Origin of the sequence: Psychrobacter glaciei (genome assembly GCF_014652895.1) — a bacterium.
Lineage (GTDB): Bacteria > Pseudomonadota > Gammaproteobacteria > Pseudomonadales > Moraxellaceae > Psychrobacter > Psychrobacter glaciei.
In genome coordinates, this window is record NZ_BMZR01000001.1 from 233,294 (window position 1) to 249,590 (window position 16,297).

The 16,297-nt window shown below is 43.2% G+C and carries 13 protein-coding genes; 9 read left to right on the forward strand and 4 right to left on the reverse strand.

Features of this window, described 5'->3' with window-relative positions:
• Positions 1–43 precede the first annotated feature (43 nt).
• Positions 44–955 carry a methyltransferase domain-containing protein gene (locus tag IE130_RS01055; RefSeq protein ID WP_189580437.1) on the reverse strand — a complete coding sequence of 304 codons (912 nt, stop codon included), beginning with the start codon at positions 953–955 and terminating at the stop codon, positions 44–46.
• Between the two features lie 590 nt (positions 956–1,545).
• Between IE130_RS01055 and IE130_RS01060 the strand changes: the two genes are divergently transcribed.
• The 8 genes from IE130_RS01060 (at position 1,546) to IE130_RS01095 (ending at position 11,843) form a co-directional block, all read left to right on the forward strand.
• Positions 1,546–3,222 carry an alpha/beta hydrolase family protein gene (locus IE130_RS01060; protein ID WP_189580440.1) on the forward strand — a complete coding sequence of 559 codons (1,677 nt, stop codon included), beginning with the start codon at positions 1,546–1,548 and terminating at the stop codon, positions 3,220–3,222.
• A gap of 111 nt (positions 3,223–3,333) precedes the next feature.
• Entirely contained in the window at positions 3,334–3,513 is a 180-nt protein-coding gene (locus IE130_RS01065) for a YdcA family protein (protein WP_189580443.1), read from the forward strand.
• A 302-nt stretch (positions 3,514–3,815) separates the two neighbouring features.
• Positions 3,816–6,605 (forward strand): DNA gyrase subunit A, encoded by a 2,790-nt coding sequence (gene gyrA, locus IE130_RS01070; RefSeq protein WP_189580446.1) that lies wholly within the window; start codon positions 3,816–3,818, stop codon positions 6,603–6,605.
• 314 nt (positions 6,606–6,919) lie between these two features.
• On the forward strand, positions 6,920–7,990 hold the full coding sequence (rarD, locus tag IE130_RS01075; protein ID WP_189580449.1) for an EamA family transporter RarD: 1,071 nt from the start codon (positions 6,920–6,922) through the stop codon (positions 7,988–7,990).
• A gap of 239 nt (positions 7,991–8,229) precedes the next feature.
• Positions 8,230–9,300, forward strand: coding sequence for an EamA family transporter RarD (gene rarD / locus IE130_RS01080; protein ID WP_189580452.1), 1,071 nt, complete (start codon positions 8,230–8,232; stop codon positions 9,298–9,300).
• Between the two features lie 362 nt (positions 9,301–9,662).
• Complete coding sequence (locus IE130_RS01085; RefSeq protein WP_189580454.1) at positions 9,663–10,331, forward strand: glutathione S-transferase; 669 nt, start codon at positions 9,663–9,665, stop codon at positions 10,329–10,331.
• A 92-nt stretch (positions 10,332–10,423) separates the two neighbouring features.
• Positions 10,424–10,681, forward strand: coding sequence for a hypothetical protein (locus IE130_RS01090; RefSeq protein WP_010200262.1), 258 nt, complete (start codon positions 10,424–10,426; stop codon positions 10,679–10,681).
• 43 nt (positions 10,682–10,724) lie between these two features.
• Complete coding sequence (locus IE130_RS01095) at positions 10,725–11,843, forward strand: ribonuclease Z (RefSeq protein ID WP_189580458.1); 1,119 nt, start codon at positions 10,725–10,727, stop codon at positions 11,841–11,843.
• Between the two features lie 41 nt (positions 11,844–11,884).
• Here the strand turns inward: IE130_RS01095 and IE130_RS01100 are convergent, their stop codons facing one another.
• The gene (locus tag IE130_RS01100; RefSeq protein ID WP_189580461.1) at positions 11,885–12,856 is read right to left on the reverse strand and encodes an ATP-binding protein; all 972 of its coding nucleotides are present in this window, start codon (positions 12,854–12,856) and stop codon (positions 11,885–11,887) included.
• A gap of 176 nt (positions 12,857–13,032) precedes the next feature.
• Here IE130_RS01100 and IE130_RS01105 point away from each other — a divergent pair, with 176 nt between their 5' ends.
• Positions 13,033–14,034 carry a serine/threonine protein kinase gene (locus IE130_RS01105; protein WP_189580464.1) on the forward strand — a complete coding sequence of 334 codons (1,002 nt, stop codon included), beginning with the start codon at positions 13,033–13,035 and terminating at the stop codon, positions 14,032–14,034.
• A gap of 622 nt (positions 14,035–14,656) precedes the next feature.
• On the opposite strand, the gene IE130_RS01110 is transcribed toward IE130_RS01105, so the two are convergent.
• Complete coding sequence (locus IE130_RS01110) at positions 14,657–15,820, reverse strand: Arm DNA-binding domain-containing protein (RefSeq protein WP_227676095.1); 1,164 nt, start codon at positions 15,818–15,820, stop codon at positions 14,657–14,659.
• Between the two features lie 208 nt (positions 15,821–16,028).
• Positions 16,029–16,295 (reverse strand): hypothetical protein, encoded by a 267-nt coding sequence (locus IE130_RS01115; protein WP_189580468.1) that lies wholly within the window; start codon positions 16,293–16,295, stop codon positions 16,029–16,031.
• Positions 16,296–16,297: the final 2 nt, after the last annotated feature.

Sequence of the window (16,297 nt, forward strand, 5' to 3'; positions counted from 1 at the left end):
CAAATCATGATTTAGGTGCTCGTCATCACTAAGCGTACTCAACTTACCGAGTTGCCATTATATGTAGATAGCGACCCAGCCATTTATACGGCTCTCGTTGTGAGTAGCGCAGCTCCATGCGTATGACTGCATCAGGATCATTATGACCACCGCGCTTGAGCGGTGCATAATCATGAAACACGCGCAAGCCACTGGTTAGAATGGTTTGGTAATGATGTGTGGTGAGCCAAGATTCGACTTCTTCTTTGGCGACCGGATAATTAGGCGTCAGGCTTTTTTTAGTGTCAGCCTTATAATCAGTGTTATCGAGCAGATTAAAATTACCCATAATTAGATTACGATAGTCAAAGCTCGCTGGATTATAAAAACACAATGACAGCGCGCCATGCTCAGCCAGCTGCCGATCACAAAAGTTCATGATGGCGGCTGGTTCTGCGAGCCATTCAAGTAGGGCGTGCGACATTATCAAATCAAACTTAGCTGCGTTCTCAGTATTCTTACCCATACTGTCTTTATTCTGCAACTCATCAATCGCTAACTTATCCTCTATCTCCTGATAAGGGCACACATACCAGTGTATATCTAGATTCCTATCGATTTCTGCTGCGCTCGCTTTTGCTTTCTCTAACATATTGGCAGAGATGTCATTGATGACCACGCTATGCCCTTGAGCCGCAAGCTCAATCGCAATCTGTGCAAGTCCTGCACCCACATCTAGAACTCGTAAAGGTCGCCCAAGCTCTTTACTCATCTGCGCTGTATAGGCAAAGATATCACGGCGCAATACTGCCAGTCGAATGTCGCCTTTAAGACCACCGTAGACCTTTTTTTCAAAATAATCCGCAATCGTGTCAAAACTACGGTCAGTGCGCGTCTCGTCTTGCATCGTCATTTCTTTTGTGAGATCTGTCGATTGGCTGTTGGTTTCTTTCGTGCTTTGACTGCTGGTTTGCATAGGGTGATATCTGTATGAGGGTTAAATTTGGAACATCGTACAACAAAGACTAAAGCTAAGCTAGAACTGCTTTAACGGCAACAAAATTTTTCGTATAAGGTAAAAGACGCCACTCAGCGCATGTTTTCCAGTAGCTTTTCATAAAATTTTACGGTATAAATAGTGGGGTCTGTTGAACATTCAAATATTAGAACTGCTGATCGCTAAAATCGCATCAAACTAGGCGTAAACCGACGATAATGTCGAGACCTTAGCTAGGTTTACAACAACGTTTGGAGTGATTTTAGCATCAGCCCCAAGTATACAAGCAGGGGCAGGGCTATTTTTTGCCAATACATGGCGAAATTGTCTACCCTAGAACGACTAGGCGTCAAAAATTTCACTGCGTATTGTCTAAAAAATAGCCACTGCCAGTACCATATTTGAATGTTCAACAGACCCTAAGGTTTAAGAAACAATAACTATTGAGCAAATTTTGCTAAAAAGTGCTTAATACAAATCATTGATGAAAAAAGCTGCCAAACTAAACGGCATTTACTGCCAAAAAATTTCAGCAAACGTCTGATTTACCATTGCTAAGGACAGCAACCATGATCAAATCCACCACGGATACCAGCGGCAAATTATCTGCCCCTTTATCTGCCCCTACTTATCAATCCATGTCTATCACTACCAAAACACCAACGATGTCACGCTGCTTATTGTCAGTAGCCGTTGCCAGTGCTTTACTACTCACCGGTTGTGGAGATGACGACGATGATAACGACACAGCATCCGTCATTTTTCCTACTAGCGTTGAGACAATTAGTGCCTTCAGTACTGCTCAAATAGATGGTATTCCTGGATTGGAAAATGCTGGTACGCCTGATGCTAAGTGTGATATTAAAGTAGAAAAAGTCACCTATCAAACGGTAGGGTCAGCAGGCGAGGTTACCAATGCAACTGCTGCTTTAATGCTGCCTAGTGGTGAGAGTGCAGATTGTTCGGGCGATCGTCCAGTATTATTATATGCTCATGGTACGACTACAGATAAAAGCTATGATTTTAGCCAAGTTGGCAATCCTCAAAATTCAGGCTCGGGTGAAGCCACCTTGATAGCAGCAAACTTTGCCGCGCAAGGCTATATCGTCGTAGCGCCTAACTATGCTGGCTATGATGATTCAGAGCTTGATTATCATCCGTACTTAGTTGCTGAGCAGCAATCTGCTGATATGATTGATGCGTTGAATAGCTCGCGTATCGTTATCGATGCACAAAAACGAGATAAAAATACCAATTACGCCAATATCGATGATTCAGGCGAGCTATATATTTCAGGATATTCGCAGGGCGGTCATGTTGCTATGGCTACTGCTAGAGCGCTAGAAGCACAAAACAAACCAGTGACAGCCATTGCGCCTTTATCAGGCCCTTATGCTCTAGCCGCCTTTGGTGATGCTATCTTTACGGGGAACGTTAACCTTGGTGCAACGCGATTTGCGCCATTATTAACGACAGGATTACAGAAAAAGTATCCAAGTATTTATGATAATGTTAATGAGATTTTCACTGACCAGTATGCCAATACTATCCTTCCAAGTGACTCAAGTTTTGAGCAATTAGTCGAGGATAATAAACTGCCTGGATTTGCGCTGTTCCAGTCAAAATCTACTGGCAATGCAGTACTTGATCAGCTACCTTTTAGTACACTACCTTTTGCATTTTTAGGATTTTCTCCTGATAACTATCTCATTAAGACGGACTTTCGTGCCGCTTATGTGACAGATGTGCTTGCAAATCCTGATGGTTTGACAGCAGCAACACCAGCTGGAATACCAGCCGCTTCTCCGCAGAACGAGCTTCGTAAAGCCCTAAAAGACAACGATTTACGAGGATATGTACCAAAGATGCCAACATTGTTATGTGGTGGTCATCGTGATCCAACGGTATACTATGATTTAAATACAGGTGCAATGACGGCTCAGCTGCAACAAGCCAATCTAAATGTCACTGTTCTCGATGTCGATAACGAGAATGAAGCGGGTCGTGGCATTCCAACGTTGCTGCCTTTAGGTCAATCAGCATTAGCAAACCCTTGGCTAATGACCAATACTATTGATAATATTCAGTCGCGATTTAATAATAATGTCGACGCTGCTGGAGCTGGCCTCTTATCTAGCTATCATGGTGGTTTAGTTGCTAGTGCTTGTACTGACGCCACTCGTGAATTCTTTAATCAAGACTTCAGTGCCAGTGCTAGTGCTAGTGCCAGTGCCAACCGAACTTAATATGACCAAGCAGCAATAAGTTATTTACAGATGAATGATGTCAAAAAACTGCATCCCAGTGGGTGCAGTTTTTTTATGTATAAACCCATTATTTTTTAGGAGGATAAAACAATGAAATCAATAATGTTATCTTTGCTAGCGCTCACCTTTGTATTGTTGCCTATGAGTCAAGCACAAGCAAAAAACACGCCTTGCTCCGGTAAGATGGGCGGCGTTTCTCATTGCTCAAAAGATGGTAAATTCGTCTGTAAAAATGGCAAAATTAGCCAGTCTAAGCGAGTATGTCATTAAAGATATTTCGGTGGATATTACTGGATCCAAAAACCTGCGCTAATGAGCTGTTTTGCTTGATTTTAATGACAGTCAGAACCCCCTAAATCAACAAATTTGTGCTAAAATAGCTTCTTTTATTCAACATTACTTTTAACAAAAACCGTATCGCCATTTTCCTATGGTTTTGCACGTTTTTAGGTGTTTTTTAGCGTTTATATAACAATCATAGTTGCGCATTTGTGCAGCTATATTTTTGTATCAGCTTAAACCTTTTTAAGGCGTGCAACCCTTAGAGAAATTATGTGAGTGAAGGAGTGTATATGAGCGACTCGATCAGTCCTATTGCCATCGTGGATGAATTAAAGCAATCCTATTTGGATTATGCGATGAGCGTGATCGTCTCGCGCGCGCTGCCTGATGTGCGTGATGGGTTCAAACCAGTGCATCGCCGTGTGATGTATGCGATGCACGTGCTGTCTAATGACTACAATAAAGCCTATAAGAAGTCGGCGCGTGTGGTCGGTGATGTCATCGGTAAATATCACCCGCATGGCGATAGTGCGGTCTATGATGCGATTGTACGGATGGCGCAGGACTTTAGCTTGCGTTATCCGATGGTTGATGGTCAAGGTAACTTTGGCTCGATTGATGATGATCCACCGGCGGCTATGCGTTATACCGAAGTACGTATGACCAAGCTGACCCATCAGATGCTGGCTGATCTCGACAAAGACACTGTCGACTGGGAAGACAACTACGATGGCTCTGAGCGCATGCCAAGCGTGTTGCCGGCGCGTGTGCCTAACTTGTTGGTCAATGGTGCGACTGGTATTGCAGTCGGCATGGCGACCAATATGGCACCGCATAACCTGACCGAAGTCATTAATGCGTGCTTGGCATATGCCGAAAACCCGCAAATATCAGCTGAAGAGCTGATGACTCATATCTCCGGTCCTGACTTTCCCACGGGCGGTATCATCTACGGTCGTGCAGGTATTTTGGATGCTTATCGCACGGGTAAAGGCCGCTTGCACATACGTGGTCGCTATATCATTGAAGCGATGAGCGATACGGGCGTCAACCGTGATCGTGAGCGCATTGTATTTACCGAAGTACCTTATCAGACCAATAAAGCCAAGCTCATTGAGCGTATCGCTGAGCTGGTACGTGACAAAAAAATCGAAGGTATTACTGAGATTCGTGATGAGTCTGATAAAGACGGCATGCGTATCGCCATTGATTTGCGTCGCGGTGAGACGGCCGAAGTTATCGTCAATAATTTATTCCTCCAAACACCGCTTGAGTCTAGCTTTAGTATCAATATGGTGGCGCTCGATAATGGTCAGCCAAAATTATTGACCTTACGTCAGCTCATTGCTGCTTTTGTACGTCATCGTCAAGAAGTGGTGACGCGCCGTACCATTTATGAGCTAAATAAAGCTCGCGTTCGTGGTCATCTGCTCGAAGGCTTGACCGTTGCACTGGCGAATATTGATGAAATTATCGCTGCGATTAAGGCGTCTGCAAACCGCGGCTTGGCACGTGAAAGCTTACTAAACAACACATGGGGTTCAGGCAGTGTCGTGGCGATGCTAACCGCTGCTGGCAGTCAATCAGTACGTCCTGACTTCATCGAAGGCGAAGATCCAAAAGCACCGTTTGGTCTGATTGAGGGTAATGAGCATTATCGCTTATCGCTTGAACAGGTCAATGCTATTTTAGATATGCAGCTGCATCGTCTAACGGGTCTTGAGCAAGACAAACTGACCGAAGAATACCAAGATTTACTGCGTGAAATCGCCCATTTAGAGTCTATTCTTGGCGATTTTGACAAGCTAATGACCATTATCTCAAATGAGATGATTGAGATTCGTGAGAACTTCGGTGATGAGCGTCGCACTGATATTATTGATTCGCGTATGGACTTTAACCGTGAAGACCTTATCCCAGAGCAAACCGTAGTCATGACCGTTTCTCGTACTGGTTATGCAAAAACCCAGCCAATTGATGATTATGTCGCGCAAAAACGTGGTGGTAAAGGCAAATCTGCGACTGCGATGAAAGAAGACGATGTGATTGATCATCTAGTAGTGACCTCAACGCATTCTACAGTATTGTGCTTCACTGATAGTGGGCGTGTCTTTAGCCTACGCGGCTTTGAAGTACCGATTGCCAGTCGCGGTGCTCGTGGTCGTCCGTTGGTCAATTTGATTGGCCTAAATAGTGACGAGACAGTAACGACGATACTACCAATTCCAAAAATTGTAGAAGATACATCAGTAACAGGTGAGATATCAGAAGCAAGTAATGAGGACGATTCGGTAGAAGACAGCAATCAAGCAGAGCCACCTTTTGTATTCTTTGCAACTGCCAATGGTACAGTGAAGCGGGTAGAGCTTAAGCAATTTGCGAATATTCGCTCGAACGGCTTGATTGCGGTTGGATTAGAAGATGGCGACAAGTTGGTCAGTGCTCGTATCACCAATGGTAGCCAAGAAGTGATGTTGTTTGCTTCCAGTGGCAAAGCCATTCGTTTTGATGAAAACGATGCTCGCGCGATGGGTCGTACTGCGAAAGGTGTCCGTGGTATGCGTCTGGCTGCTGATGAATTTATCAAATCATTGGTCGTTATCGAAGATGATGTCCGCGAAATCCTAATCGCTTGTGAAAAAGGCTTCGGTAAACGTACCTTTATCGATGAGTTCAATACCCAAAACCGTGGTGGTGGCGGTGTAATCGCGATTAAGACCAGTGAGCGTAATGGTGCGTTAGTACGAGCCACCAAGGTTGACTCTACCGATGATATTATTTTGATTTCTGACAAAGGTACGTTGGTGCGTACGCCAGTTGAGCATGTCGCTAGCTCTGGTCGTAATACGCAAGGTGTCACGCTGATTCGTCTGTCAAAAGATGAAAAACTGGTTGCTATGGCACGTGTCGAGCACGAAGAAAGCGATGATGAGCTAGTTGATGCTATGAGAGAAGATGGTACGTTGCATATAGAAGGCCAAGAGCAAATAGACATCGATGCGGCAACTGGCAACACAGCCACAACTGAAGTTGATGATGCTATCGATATTGCAAATGATGATGATTTAGACGGCGAATAAATGTCTCAGTAGTTAGCTTTGTGATCTAGGGCGTGTCATCAATTAGCACATTGATACATTTAGTGGTCTTAAAATGGTTAAATTTTGCCAAACATCGTCAGAAATCTTGTCAATATGTTCATATTTACGGCAATTTCTTTCTTGTTTGGCTGCAATTTTCATCATTTTAAGCCTCACAATCTAAATGATGACACGCCCTAGTCTTATATGATTGTTCTAAAAAAAGCCTCTGACGTTATCGTCGGAGGTTTTTATTTTTTGATTCTCATTTTTTTCAATAATGTAAATAAGGTTCTATTTTTAAGGCTGTTGTTATGCTTACGACCAATCAAACTTTTCAGGGAACTGTCGCATCGGTATCATCGAGTTTTTTATTTTCGATGATGTTTGTATTTGGGCTGTTTATGTTGCCCTTAACGGGGACACAGGTAGCATCATGGCGTGTCCTTATGATGCTATTAAGTTTGGTAATATTGCTTAGTTTGACCAAGCAGTGGCAGCATGTCTTTGATTATATAAAAACGCTAAAGACACTGAAAGAATGGTTGATATTTATATTGCCCGCACCGATTTTGGGTGGACAGATTTGGTTGTTTATGTGGGCGCCCGTTAATGGGTTTGGTCTGGACGTCACGCTGGGTTATTTTTTATTGCCGCTTGTGATGATTGTGCTTGGTCGATTTTTTTACCATGAGCATATGAGCGTCCTACAGTGGGCAGCCGCACTATTCGCAGCGTTAGGCATCGGTTACGATATTTTTCAGTATGGTTCGGTATCTTGGGTGACGCTGTTTGTGTGCTTGGGCTATCCACCTTACTATCTGTTGCGTCGTACACTTGCTGTGCCACCAGTGACGGGGCTGTTGTTTGATTTGACTCTGCTGACGCCAGTAGTGCTCATCATACTTTATGTGACTGGTGGTTTTGACGTTGCGGCACAAGAGATGAAGTTTTGGTATCTGTTGCCGCTGCTTGGTGCTTTGAGTGCGCTTGCGATGTCACTGACGATGATTGCGAGTAGTAAGCTGCCCGTGTCATTGTTTGGGGCGTTAAGCTATATAGAGCCGATGCTGTTGTTTGTATTATCCATTACGGTTCTGAGTCAAAACCTCGATGAAGGCGGCTCGCTCTTTATGTATGGCATGATTACGCTTGCGCTACTGGTCATGATGGTTGATAGTGCCACAGGCTATATGGTTCGTCGTCGTAACGATCATCTTTATGGTTATAGAGAGCCACAAGTGGGCGGTTTCCCACCGCGACGCCATTTTATCAATCAGCGTATCGATGGCGTACTAAAAGCGCATCGTTTTCGCAAGATACGTCGTTACCAAAAAAAGATGAATAAAATACAGCAAAAAATTGAGCAACTTGATTTAAAATAAGCACTTAGAGTCATTAAACTTACTCAACGAAGAAGTTGATATACTAAATGAAAGGCAGTATTGCTTATCTATTCTGACTTTGACATAATGCAGCCCATGATATAAGCACGACATATCAAAAGCGTTGATCTTGGATTGCGCGACGACCTTATATGCAAAAGCCTCAGACGTTCTCGTCTGAGGCTTTTGTTTTTTTTAAAATTGCCAAGGATGTGCCCCAATCTCTAAAGGCTGCTGTGATGCTGACTACTAACCAAACCTCGCAGGGTACAATTACTGCTGTGGCTGCAAACTTTTTATACTCATTGCTGTTCTTATTCAGCTTGCTGCTGCAACCGTTATCAGGTACGCAGGTCGCTTCGTGGCGTGTGCTAACGATGTTTTTTAGTTTGGTGCTATTGGTAAGTGTATTAAAACAATGGCAGCATATTTTTGACTATCTAAAAACATTAAAAAACGCCAAAGAGTGGTTTTTATTTATATTGCCCACCCCAATTTTGGGCGCACAAATCTGGATATTTATGTGGGCGCCAGTGAATGGTTTGGGGCTTGAAGTGACGTTGGGTTACTTTTTATATCCAATGATTATGATCGTCGTTGGTCGATTTTTTTATAATGAGGATATGAGCTTACTTCAGTGGGCTGCCATTGTATGTGCGGGTCTTGGTATCGCTTATGATATCTTTGAATATGGTGCTATCTCTTGGGCGACGTTGTTTGTCTGCTTGGGTTACCCGCCGTATTACCTACTGCGTCGCTATCTAGCCGTACCACCCATCACTGGTCTTATATCGGACCTTGTGTTGTTATTGCCAGTCGTATTGGTTGCGCTGTATATGAATGGTGGCTTTGAAGTAGCGATAACCAACCATAAACTGTGGTATCTGTTGCCTTTACTTGGCATTATTAGTACCGCTGCCATGTCATTGACAATGGTCGCTAGCCAAAAGCTACCTGTCTCGTTGTTTGGAACGTTGTGCTACCTTGAGCCGATATTTTTGTTCGTATTTTCGATTGCGATTTTGGATCGTAACTTACATGATGGTGGATCCATGCTGATGTACAGCATGATTTTTGTGGCATTGCTTATTATGATTGCTGATAGTGCGCTGGGTTACTTGGGACGCAAACGTGATGACCGCTTACATGGTTACAATGAGCCACAAGTGGGCAGCTTCCCACCACGCCGTCGCCTAGAAAATCGCCGTATTAAAGGCGTGTTGGCTGCACATCGGTTTCGTAAGATTAAGAAGTATCAGCAAAAAATAGACAAAATGACGCGAAAAATAGAAGTGCTCCATGCCAAATAAGTAGGTGTCGTTGTAAAACCAAAGTTGACTTGGCAGGCATTATTTTTCGTAACTACTCTACACAGTTGTGGTGTCAAAGCCGCGTTAAGTACGCTATTATCAGTAGCAGCAGTATCATACTCGACCTAATTTGGCACATGATATCTAGGGCGTGTCCTCAATCTGAACGAAAATACCTAAATGGGTCAAAAATGGCTAAATCTTGCCAAACTGTGTCAAATAGCTGGTTAATATCTCGATATTATCTGTGCTAATTTCCTCGTTTGGCTGCAATTTATCTCATTTTTATCACCATGTTCAGAATGAGGACACACCCTAAAATAGTATAGCGGACTCACAATTACTTATTACTAGGATGGTTTATGTTACACCTTCATCATTTAGCAAACTCACGCTCGTTTCGTATTTTATGGTTATTAGAAGAGCTCAAAGCTGATTATCAACTGACGTGCTATGAGCGCAATAAAGCTTACCGCGCGCCTGAGAGTCTAAAAGCCATACATCCGATCGGTCATGCACCGATATTGGAAGTGGATGGTCGCCCGCTGATTGAGTCAGGGTTTATCATCGAATATCTGCTCAAGCATTATGATAAAGCCCATCAGTTCAAACCTGCCGATGACAATGAAGCAGCGTGGGAAGCTTATACGTTTTGGTTGCATTTCGCTGAAGCGTCTGTGATGCCACCGCTCATCATGCGATTGGTGTTCACCAAAGTGGTTGAGCAATCGCCGATGTTGATTAAACCTGTTAGCAAGGGCATCAAAGCAAAAGTCGAAAAAAGCATGATTGCTAACAGCTTAAACAAAATACTCGACATGATGGAGCAGCATCTACAGGACAATCATTGGTTCGCTGGTGAAGATTTTAGCGCCGCCGACATTCAAATGCATCTAGCGGTAGTAGGTGCCAATGCTGGTCCGGGCTTAGATAAGAATAAATATACCAATATTTTAAATTGGCTAAAACGCTGTGAAGAACGTGATGCCTTTAAGAGCGCAGAAGAAAAGGGCGGTCGTCTTAAGTTCTAGTTGCTGGCGTTTACACATGTATAAGCGCTTGATTTAATATTTTGATAAAAGGTTTTGTTTATGTATAGACAAAACCTTTTTAGGATAAAGTAATGTCTGACCTGAATAAATCTGATAACAAAAGCATCGATACCGATGTCAATACTAACCCATCGCTTGCTCGTCAAGAAATCAATAGCCAGCAGGTGTCTATCAAAGCGTGGTCACAAAAACTGCTGGTCGTGCTGCTATGTGTAGCGAGTTTTTATGGTGGTTGGAAGTCTTATGAGTCCAATATGGTCAATGAGTGTACTGCCAATGGTGGACAGATGGTAGCAGGCGACCGAACCATGATATGCCAACTATCATAAGCCGTATCATTTATTAATAATTTTGTATTATGAGTGCTAAGTCATGCTCAAACTGACCTTTTTAGGTACTTCAGCAGGGGTGCCAACCAAACAGCGCAATGTCACTGCCTTAGCGATCGAATGCTTGAATCCTTATTCATCGGGCGCTAGTCAGCAGCCTAAAAAATCGCGTCCGTGGCTATTGATTGATTGCGGTGAAGGTACGCAGCAGCAATTGCTGCACACCAAGCTCTCCCTACATCAATTAACTGCCATTTGTATTACTCATGTGCATGGCGACCATTGCTATGGTTTGCCAGGATTGCTGGCGAGTGCGGCTATGTCAGGACGTCGCGATCCGCTGACCCTCATTGCACCAAAAGCCATCGCTATATTGCTTGAAGCTATTACCGCCCCCACAGAGTTGTATTTGCCCTTTGCCATCAATTTTATGGCGATTGAAGAGTTATTGTCTCCAGATAATGAGAGTAACGGTCAGGTAAGTATCAGTTTAGACAGCCAGCATCAGCTTGATATTGATATCACACCGCTATCACATCGCGTCGCCTCTCATGGTTTTGGTATCACTCAGACTATCAGCCAGCGCACGCTTAATACGGATAAGTTGACCGCAGACGGTATTCCAGCAAGTGCCCTGTGGGGCAAACTACAGCAAGGCAAAGATGTCATGACCGAAGACGGTCGTGAGCTGCGCTCAGCAGATTATGTCAATAATGACGTTAAGCGCACACGGATAGTGGTAGCGGGGGATAACGATACGCCAGCTTGTCTCACCTCTGCGTTGGTCGATACTGATTTGCTGGTGCATGAAGCCACTTATACTCATGAAGTCTTAAGCAAAATCAAAGCCAAAAATCCAGACTTTGACCCCATGCATAGTAGTGCGCAATTGGTGGGCAAATTTGCTCAAGATATCGGGCTTAAGAATTTGATTTTGACCCATTTTAGCGCGCGTTATCAAAGCTTTGATAACCCAGATAGCAGTACGGCAAACATGGGGCATATTCGCTTAGACGCGCAAAGTGTATATCAAGGCAATCTATGGCTGGCAGCAGATTTTGACCAATATATGGTCGATGGTGCAGTTGACTTGGCAGGTAATCAAGAGGGCAGTCAAGAGGAGGGTCGCGTGCAGTATCTAGGTTCTGCACGCAGTGATTAGACATGGGTTAGACTTAAATATGACTTATAACCAGATATGGCTTAGCGCTTACCGTCTGCAATTTCCAATTGCGTTATACCGCTCCAGTATCGACTGAACTGGTAAGCAACCCGTCCTGAGCGACCACCACGTTCAGAGGCCCAACGTAGCGCATCCTTTTTGATCTTGTCAGGCATGATCTGACTTTCCAAAACGGTCTTAGCGTCACTATCCATATCAGCTGAGATTTTCTGCTGTTCTAAATTTAGGTAATGCTGAACGATATGCAGGTAAGTCTGCTGATCCATGGGGTGAAAGGTCAATGATAAGCCAAATCGATCCGATAACGACACGGTTTCATCAATGGCTTCATAGGGGTTGACTTCATCCGTCTGCCCATTGTAAATATCAATATTGTCTTTCATCATTTGCGGTAGCAGGCGACGGCGATTACTGGTGGCATAGACCAGTAGCTTGTCTTGCTCAGAGTCTAGCGAGCCATCAAGCACGCTCTTTAGCGTACGATAGCTTTCATCTTGACCGTCAAACGCGAGATCATCACAGTATACGATGTAGCGGCAATTACAATCTGCTGGTAGGGCATTAATGGCAGCGCGAATCTTATCTAATATTTGCAGATCATCGCGAGCAACTTCAATAATACGCAAGCCTTCACTATGATGGGCTTGAAGCAAGGCGCGAATCAATGATGATTTACCGGCACCGCGTGTCCCCGACATTAAGACGTGATTGGCAGGATAACCTTTAATAAACTGACGGGTGTTTTGTACCAGTTTAGACTTTTGCGTATCGATACCATGCAAGTCATCTAAGCTCAAAAACAGGTTGACCGACAAAGGCTCTAAATTACCAGTGCGTCCACCAACCCAGCGATAAGCAAGCTGGCTCGGATCGATTTCAATAGTTGGTGTAACCCGCTCTTGTAAATATTGACTGAGCAAATCTAACAGCGGTGCGGGCAGGGCATAAGTAGGCTGATTAGAGGGCGTGGTTGGGATGATTGGTTGTGACATAGTGGCTCAAGTATTTAAGGTTGTCTTTAATACCATACCCAAAAATATCATTAACGTGGCTAAACTTTTGGCACCTACTGAGCGTAGTACTGGTCAAAATTATTCGCGCTACTATTATTTTTGGAAATGATACGAACAGGCAGGCAGTAATCTCACCCTATTATGAGAAAAACACCATGGAAAATAGTGCCAGTAATCTGTCTATTAAGCAAGCGTTACAGGCGCAATCTCAGCAGCTATTACCCATTATTACGCAAGTACTGACCACACTGCATTTTAGCGAAGTCGTTCACCAGCGTATTACTCAGCAAAATCATGAGCATACGCAAAATATTGAAAATACTTATTATCAAGGCTTAACACGCGCCCAACATACACGGTTTGGTCATGTCATGATCAAATGGCAGTTGAGTGATGCCGCTTATCGTATCTCGCCCAATTTAACTCATGAAGCAGACGTTTTAGCTGCTATAAATGCTTTATCAAGAATCGAAGATAATGCTATCTCACCGCCGCTATTGGCGCATCATTGTATAAACGTTCAAATACTAGAGCAGCCTCAAAAGCTGGTAATAGTAGTTATGCCTTATTACTCTAATGGTAGCTTGGCGGGACAGTTGAATGTTCAAAATCAGCATTTATTGACAGCGCCACAAAAGCATCATTTCATCACTCAATCCGCACACTTGATAGCCAATTTGCATCAGGCTGGCTGGCTACACAATGATATTAAGCCTAGCAATATTCTGCTGGATACTTCTTGCGATAGCTCCTTGCTAAATAATGCAGGTGCCAGCAGCTTAATGCCTAATCTATTATTGACTGATTTTGCCTTGGCAGAGATGTTTAACGAACTAAAAGAGGGAAGCCCTGCTGGTACACCTGCCTATCTCGCACCTGAGCGTTGGCAGGGGAAGGGCGCAACGGTGCAAAGTGATATCTATGCATTTGGCGTCATGATGGTTGAGATATTGGCGGGCAGGCGACCGTTTCAGGTAAGCGTCAACAGCAATGATAAATTAAAAGCGTGGGCGATTCAGCATTGCCAACAGCCTATTCCAAAGCTGTCATCAGAATATAGTCGTTATCAATGTATGGTCGATAAGGCATTGGCGAAGCGGGTAGAGAGAAGATATCGGAGTATGGAAGAGGTGTTGGAGGGTTTAGAGCGTTTGTGATAATAGATAGCCAAACTCCAGACACAAAAAAACCTGCTAAAAAGCAGGTTTTGATATTTGGTCTAAGATGTACTATCCGAAAATGGTGGGGCTGGAGAGACTCGAAACCTCTACTGTTGGTTATCTAATGGCAAACAAGTCGATAAGTAACTGATTTAGCTTGTTTATATGATATACGGAATGATTATATGAATCCCATATGAATCCCACGTTCTAAAATTTCTGAGACTTAGGATGGGCAGGTAAGGCTTAATAGCACATTGTTTTAAAATTCTAGGGGTGGTATGCAAACTATGTAATATAGGTAATCATATTGATTTTATTAGGTTTTTTATGTGATTTAGAGGTAATTATTAGGTAATCCAATACACAGCTAAAAGGTATTAATTAAGAAACTATAAAAGCTATATATATCATATACTTATACTATATATGTAATAATAATTACTTTTAATTACTATATTAAGGTATTTATAAATGATAATAATATCAATTACTTATAGCTGATTTATTAAACTATTACTATGATTACCTCATATCACTACCCCTGTCGTATTTTATTACTTATAGACCTGAATCAGGACTAAAAAAGCCCTAAATTTAGGGCTAATTGTTGATGTGGTTATTGGCTGTTGTCTAGCGCATTGGCTAAGTTACGGATGATATGGCGTGAGTCGCTGGGAATGAATTTGCCATAGTGCTTATGGATCATTTCTGTATTCACGTGACCTAGCTGATTGGCCAACCATTCGGCGCTGATGATGCCCGTCGATAGCACTTGGCTTGCATAAGTATGACGACCGTTATTTAAGGCGCGATAGGGTATATCGCATTTATCAAGGTGGCGCTTCCAGCGTTTCTCTAACTGCGGGTAAGTGTAATGGCTCCCAGTGCGCAGATTGTGCCAAAGCCAAGTCAGCAGCTGCTCTTCATAAGTGTGATTGTCTCGTTCAAGGACTTTGACTGCTTGTGAGTTATGATCAGCTACTAATCGATGTTGATTGGCCAAAGCTTCCGCTACAATCGGTAGGAGTTCGATTTGTCGTTTTCGCCGCCTGTTTTTGGTGGCCTTATGGATGCCTTTGACAAAGCCACGCTTGATATAAGCCGTTGATTCTGCAAAGTCGATATCTTCTATAGCAAGTGGCATGAGCTCATGACTGGATAGACCTGACCAGAGCATGACTGTCCATAAATTGCGAAAGGCTTGGTCTGTTTCGGCACCGATTATTATATCTATCTCTGCACGAGTGAAAGGATCAATGTCTTTGGGATCCTTACTATTCAGTTTGATATATTGACTAGGGTCGTTAGGGTTCTTTTCGTGACGGGCCCAATAACTCCATATTGCCCGCCATAAACCTAGTATATCGACGATTGTCTTTGGTGATAGCTCTGCTCTAAGGATTTTATAAACCCAATACTCGACATCTTCAGCGCTAATTTTGTTGATTTGTTTGTCTTGCCAATATGGGGTGATGTGATTGGCCACTTTGCCGATATAAGTATCCCATGAGGTTGGAGAGACTTTGCTCTGCTCTGCATTTTGCCAAATGGGAATATAGTAGCCAAAATATGATGCTTGCCGCTTGGGTGATGATGGAAATACGGCATCACGGTTGAATATCCCCATTTGTATCTGCTGCTCAACCATATCCGCTATTTTTTGCGCGTTGGCCTTGTTTGCAGGCGTTGGTGGTGTATTTAGCAGAGTTTCGCTGTCTTTTTCACCGTTTATGTACCAAATAATGCGAATACTGGTTTTGAGTGGTTCAATACTGGCCACTTTGTGCGCTCCTATGCGTAAAAACGTGTGTAAATATGTCTTAAATAGCTGATATAACTAGCTTTTACACGGTTTTGACGCTATAATAAAGGTCTGGTTTGGTAACTATTGAGCCACTATAAAGTTCTTGGTTTGGGGCTTTTAGCTCAAATAATTTGACGAAACAGCCCTCACAATTGTGAGGGCTGTTTTTTTGACCATAGTATAGTCATTTGATAAACCTGTCATCAATGATGATTGAGAACGGGTTGTCTATATCCAGTTTCATTGTTTTGGCCTTCTTATGCGCCAGTCTAGTGAGTTCATCTATACCGTATGGCTTGTTGTTATGTAAGATAATGCTGCCATCTGGCATCTTTTTGATGGGAGATTTTCTACCCATGCGGTCACGGTTTAGGTGCTCGTTGACCATATTTTCATCAGTCGCTATACAAACTCTGTCACGGCAACGATATAAACTTAATGGCAATGGCATGA

Excerpts from the sequence above, each read along its gene's own strand:
- IE130_RS01055 (WP_189580437.1), bottom strand. The coding sequence starts at position 955 with ATGCAAACCAGCAGTCAAAGCACGAAAGAAACCAACAGCCAATCGACA.
- IE130_RS01060 (WP_189580440.1), top strand. The coding sequence starts at position 1,546 with ATGATCAAATCCACCACGGATACCAGCGGCAAATTATCTGCCCCTTTA.
- IE130_RS01065 (WP_189580443.1), top strand. The coding sequence starts at position 3,334 with ATGAAATCAATAATGTTATCTTTGCTAGCGCTCACCTTTGTATTGTTG.
- gyrA (WP_189580446.1), top strand. The coding sequence starts at position 3,816 with ATGAGCGACTCGATCAGTCCTATTGCCATCGTGGATGAATTAAAGCAA.
- rarD (WP_189580449.1), top strand. The coding sequence starts at position 6,920 with ATGCTTACGACCAATCAAACTTTTCAGGGAACTGTCGCATCGGTATCA.
- rarD (WP_189580452.1), top strand. The coding sequence starts at position 8,230 with ATGCTGACTACTAACCAAACCTCGCAGGGTACAATTACTGCTGTGGCT.
- IE130_RS01085 (WP_189580454.1), top strand. The coding sequence starts at position 9,663 with ATGTTACACCTTCATCATTTAGCAAACTCACGCTCGTTTCGTATTTTA.
- IE130_RS01090 (WP_010200262.1), top strand. The coding sequence starts at position 10,424 with ATGTCTGACCTGAATAAATCTGATAACAAAAGCATCGATACCGATGTC.
- IE130_RS01095 (WP_189580458.1), top strand. The coding sequence starts at position 10,725 with ATGCTCAAACTGACCTTTTTAGGTACTTCAGCAGGGGTGCCAACCAAA.
- IE130_RS01100 (WP_189580461.1), bottom strand. The coding sequence starts at position 12,856 with ATGTCACAACCAATCATCCCAACCACGCCCTCTAATCAGCCTACTTAT.
- IE130_RS01105 (WP_189580464.1), top strand. The coding sequence starts at position 13,033 with ATGGAAAATAGTGCCAGTAATCTGTCTATTAAGCAAGCGTTACAGGCG.
- IE130_RS01115 (WP_189580468.1), bottom strand. The coding sequence starts at position 16,295 with ATGCCATTGCCATTAAGTTTATATCGTTGCCGTGACAGAGTTTGTATA.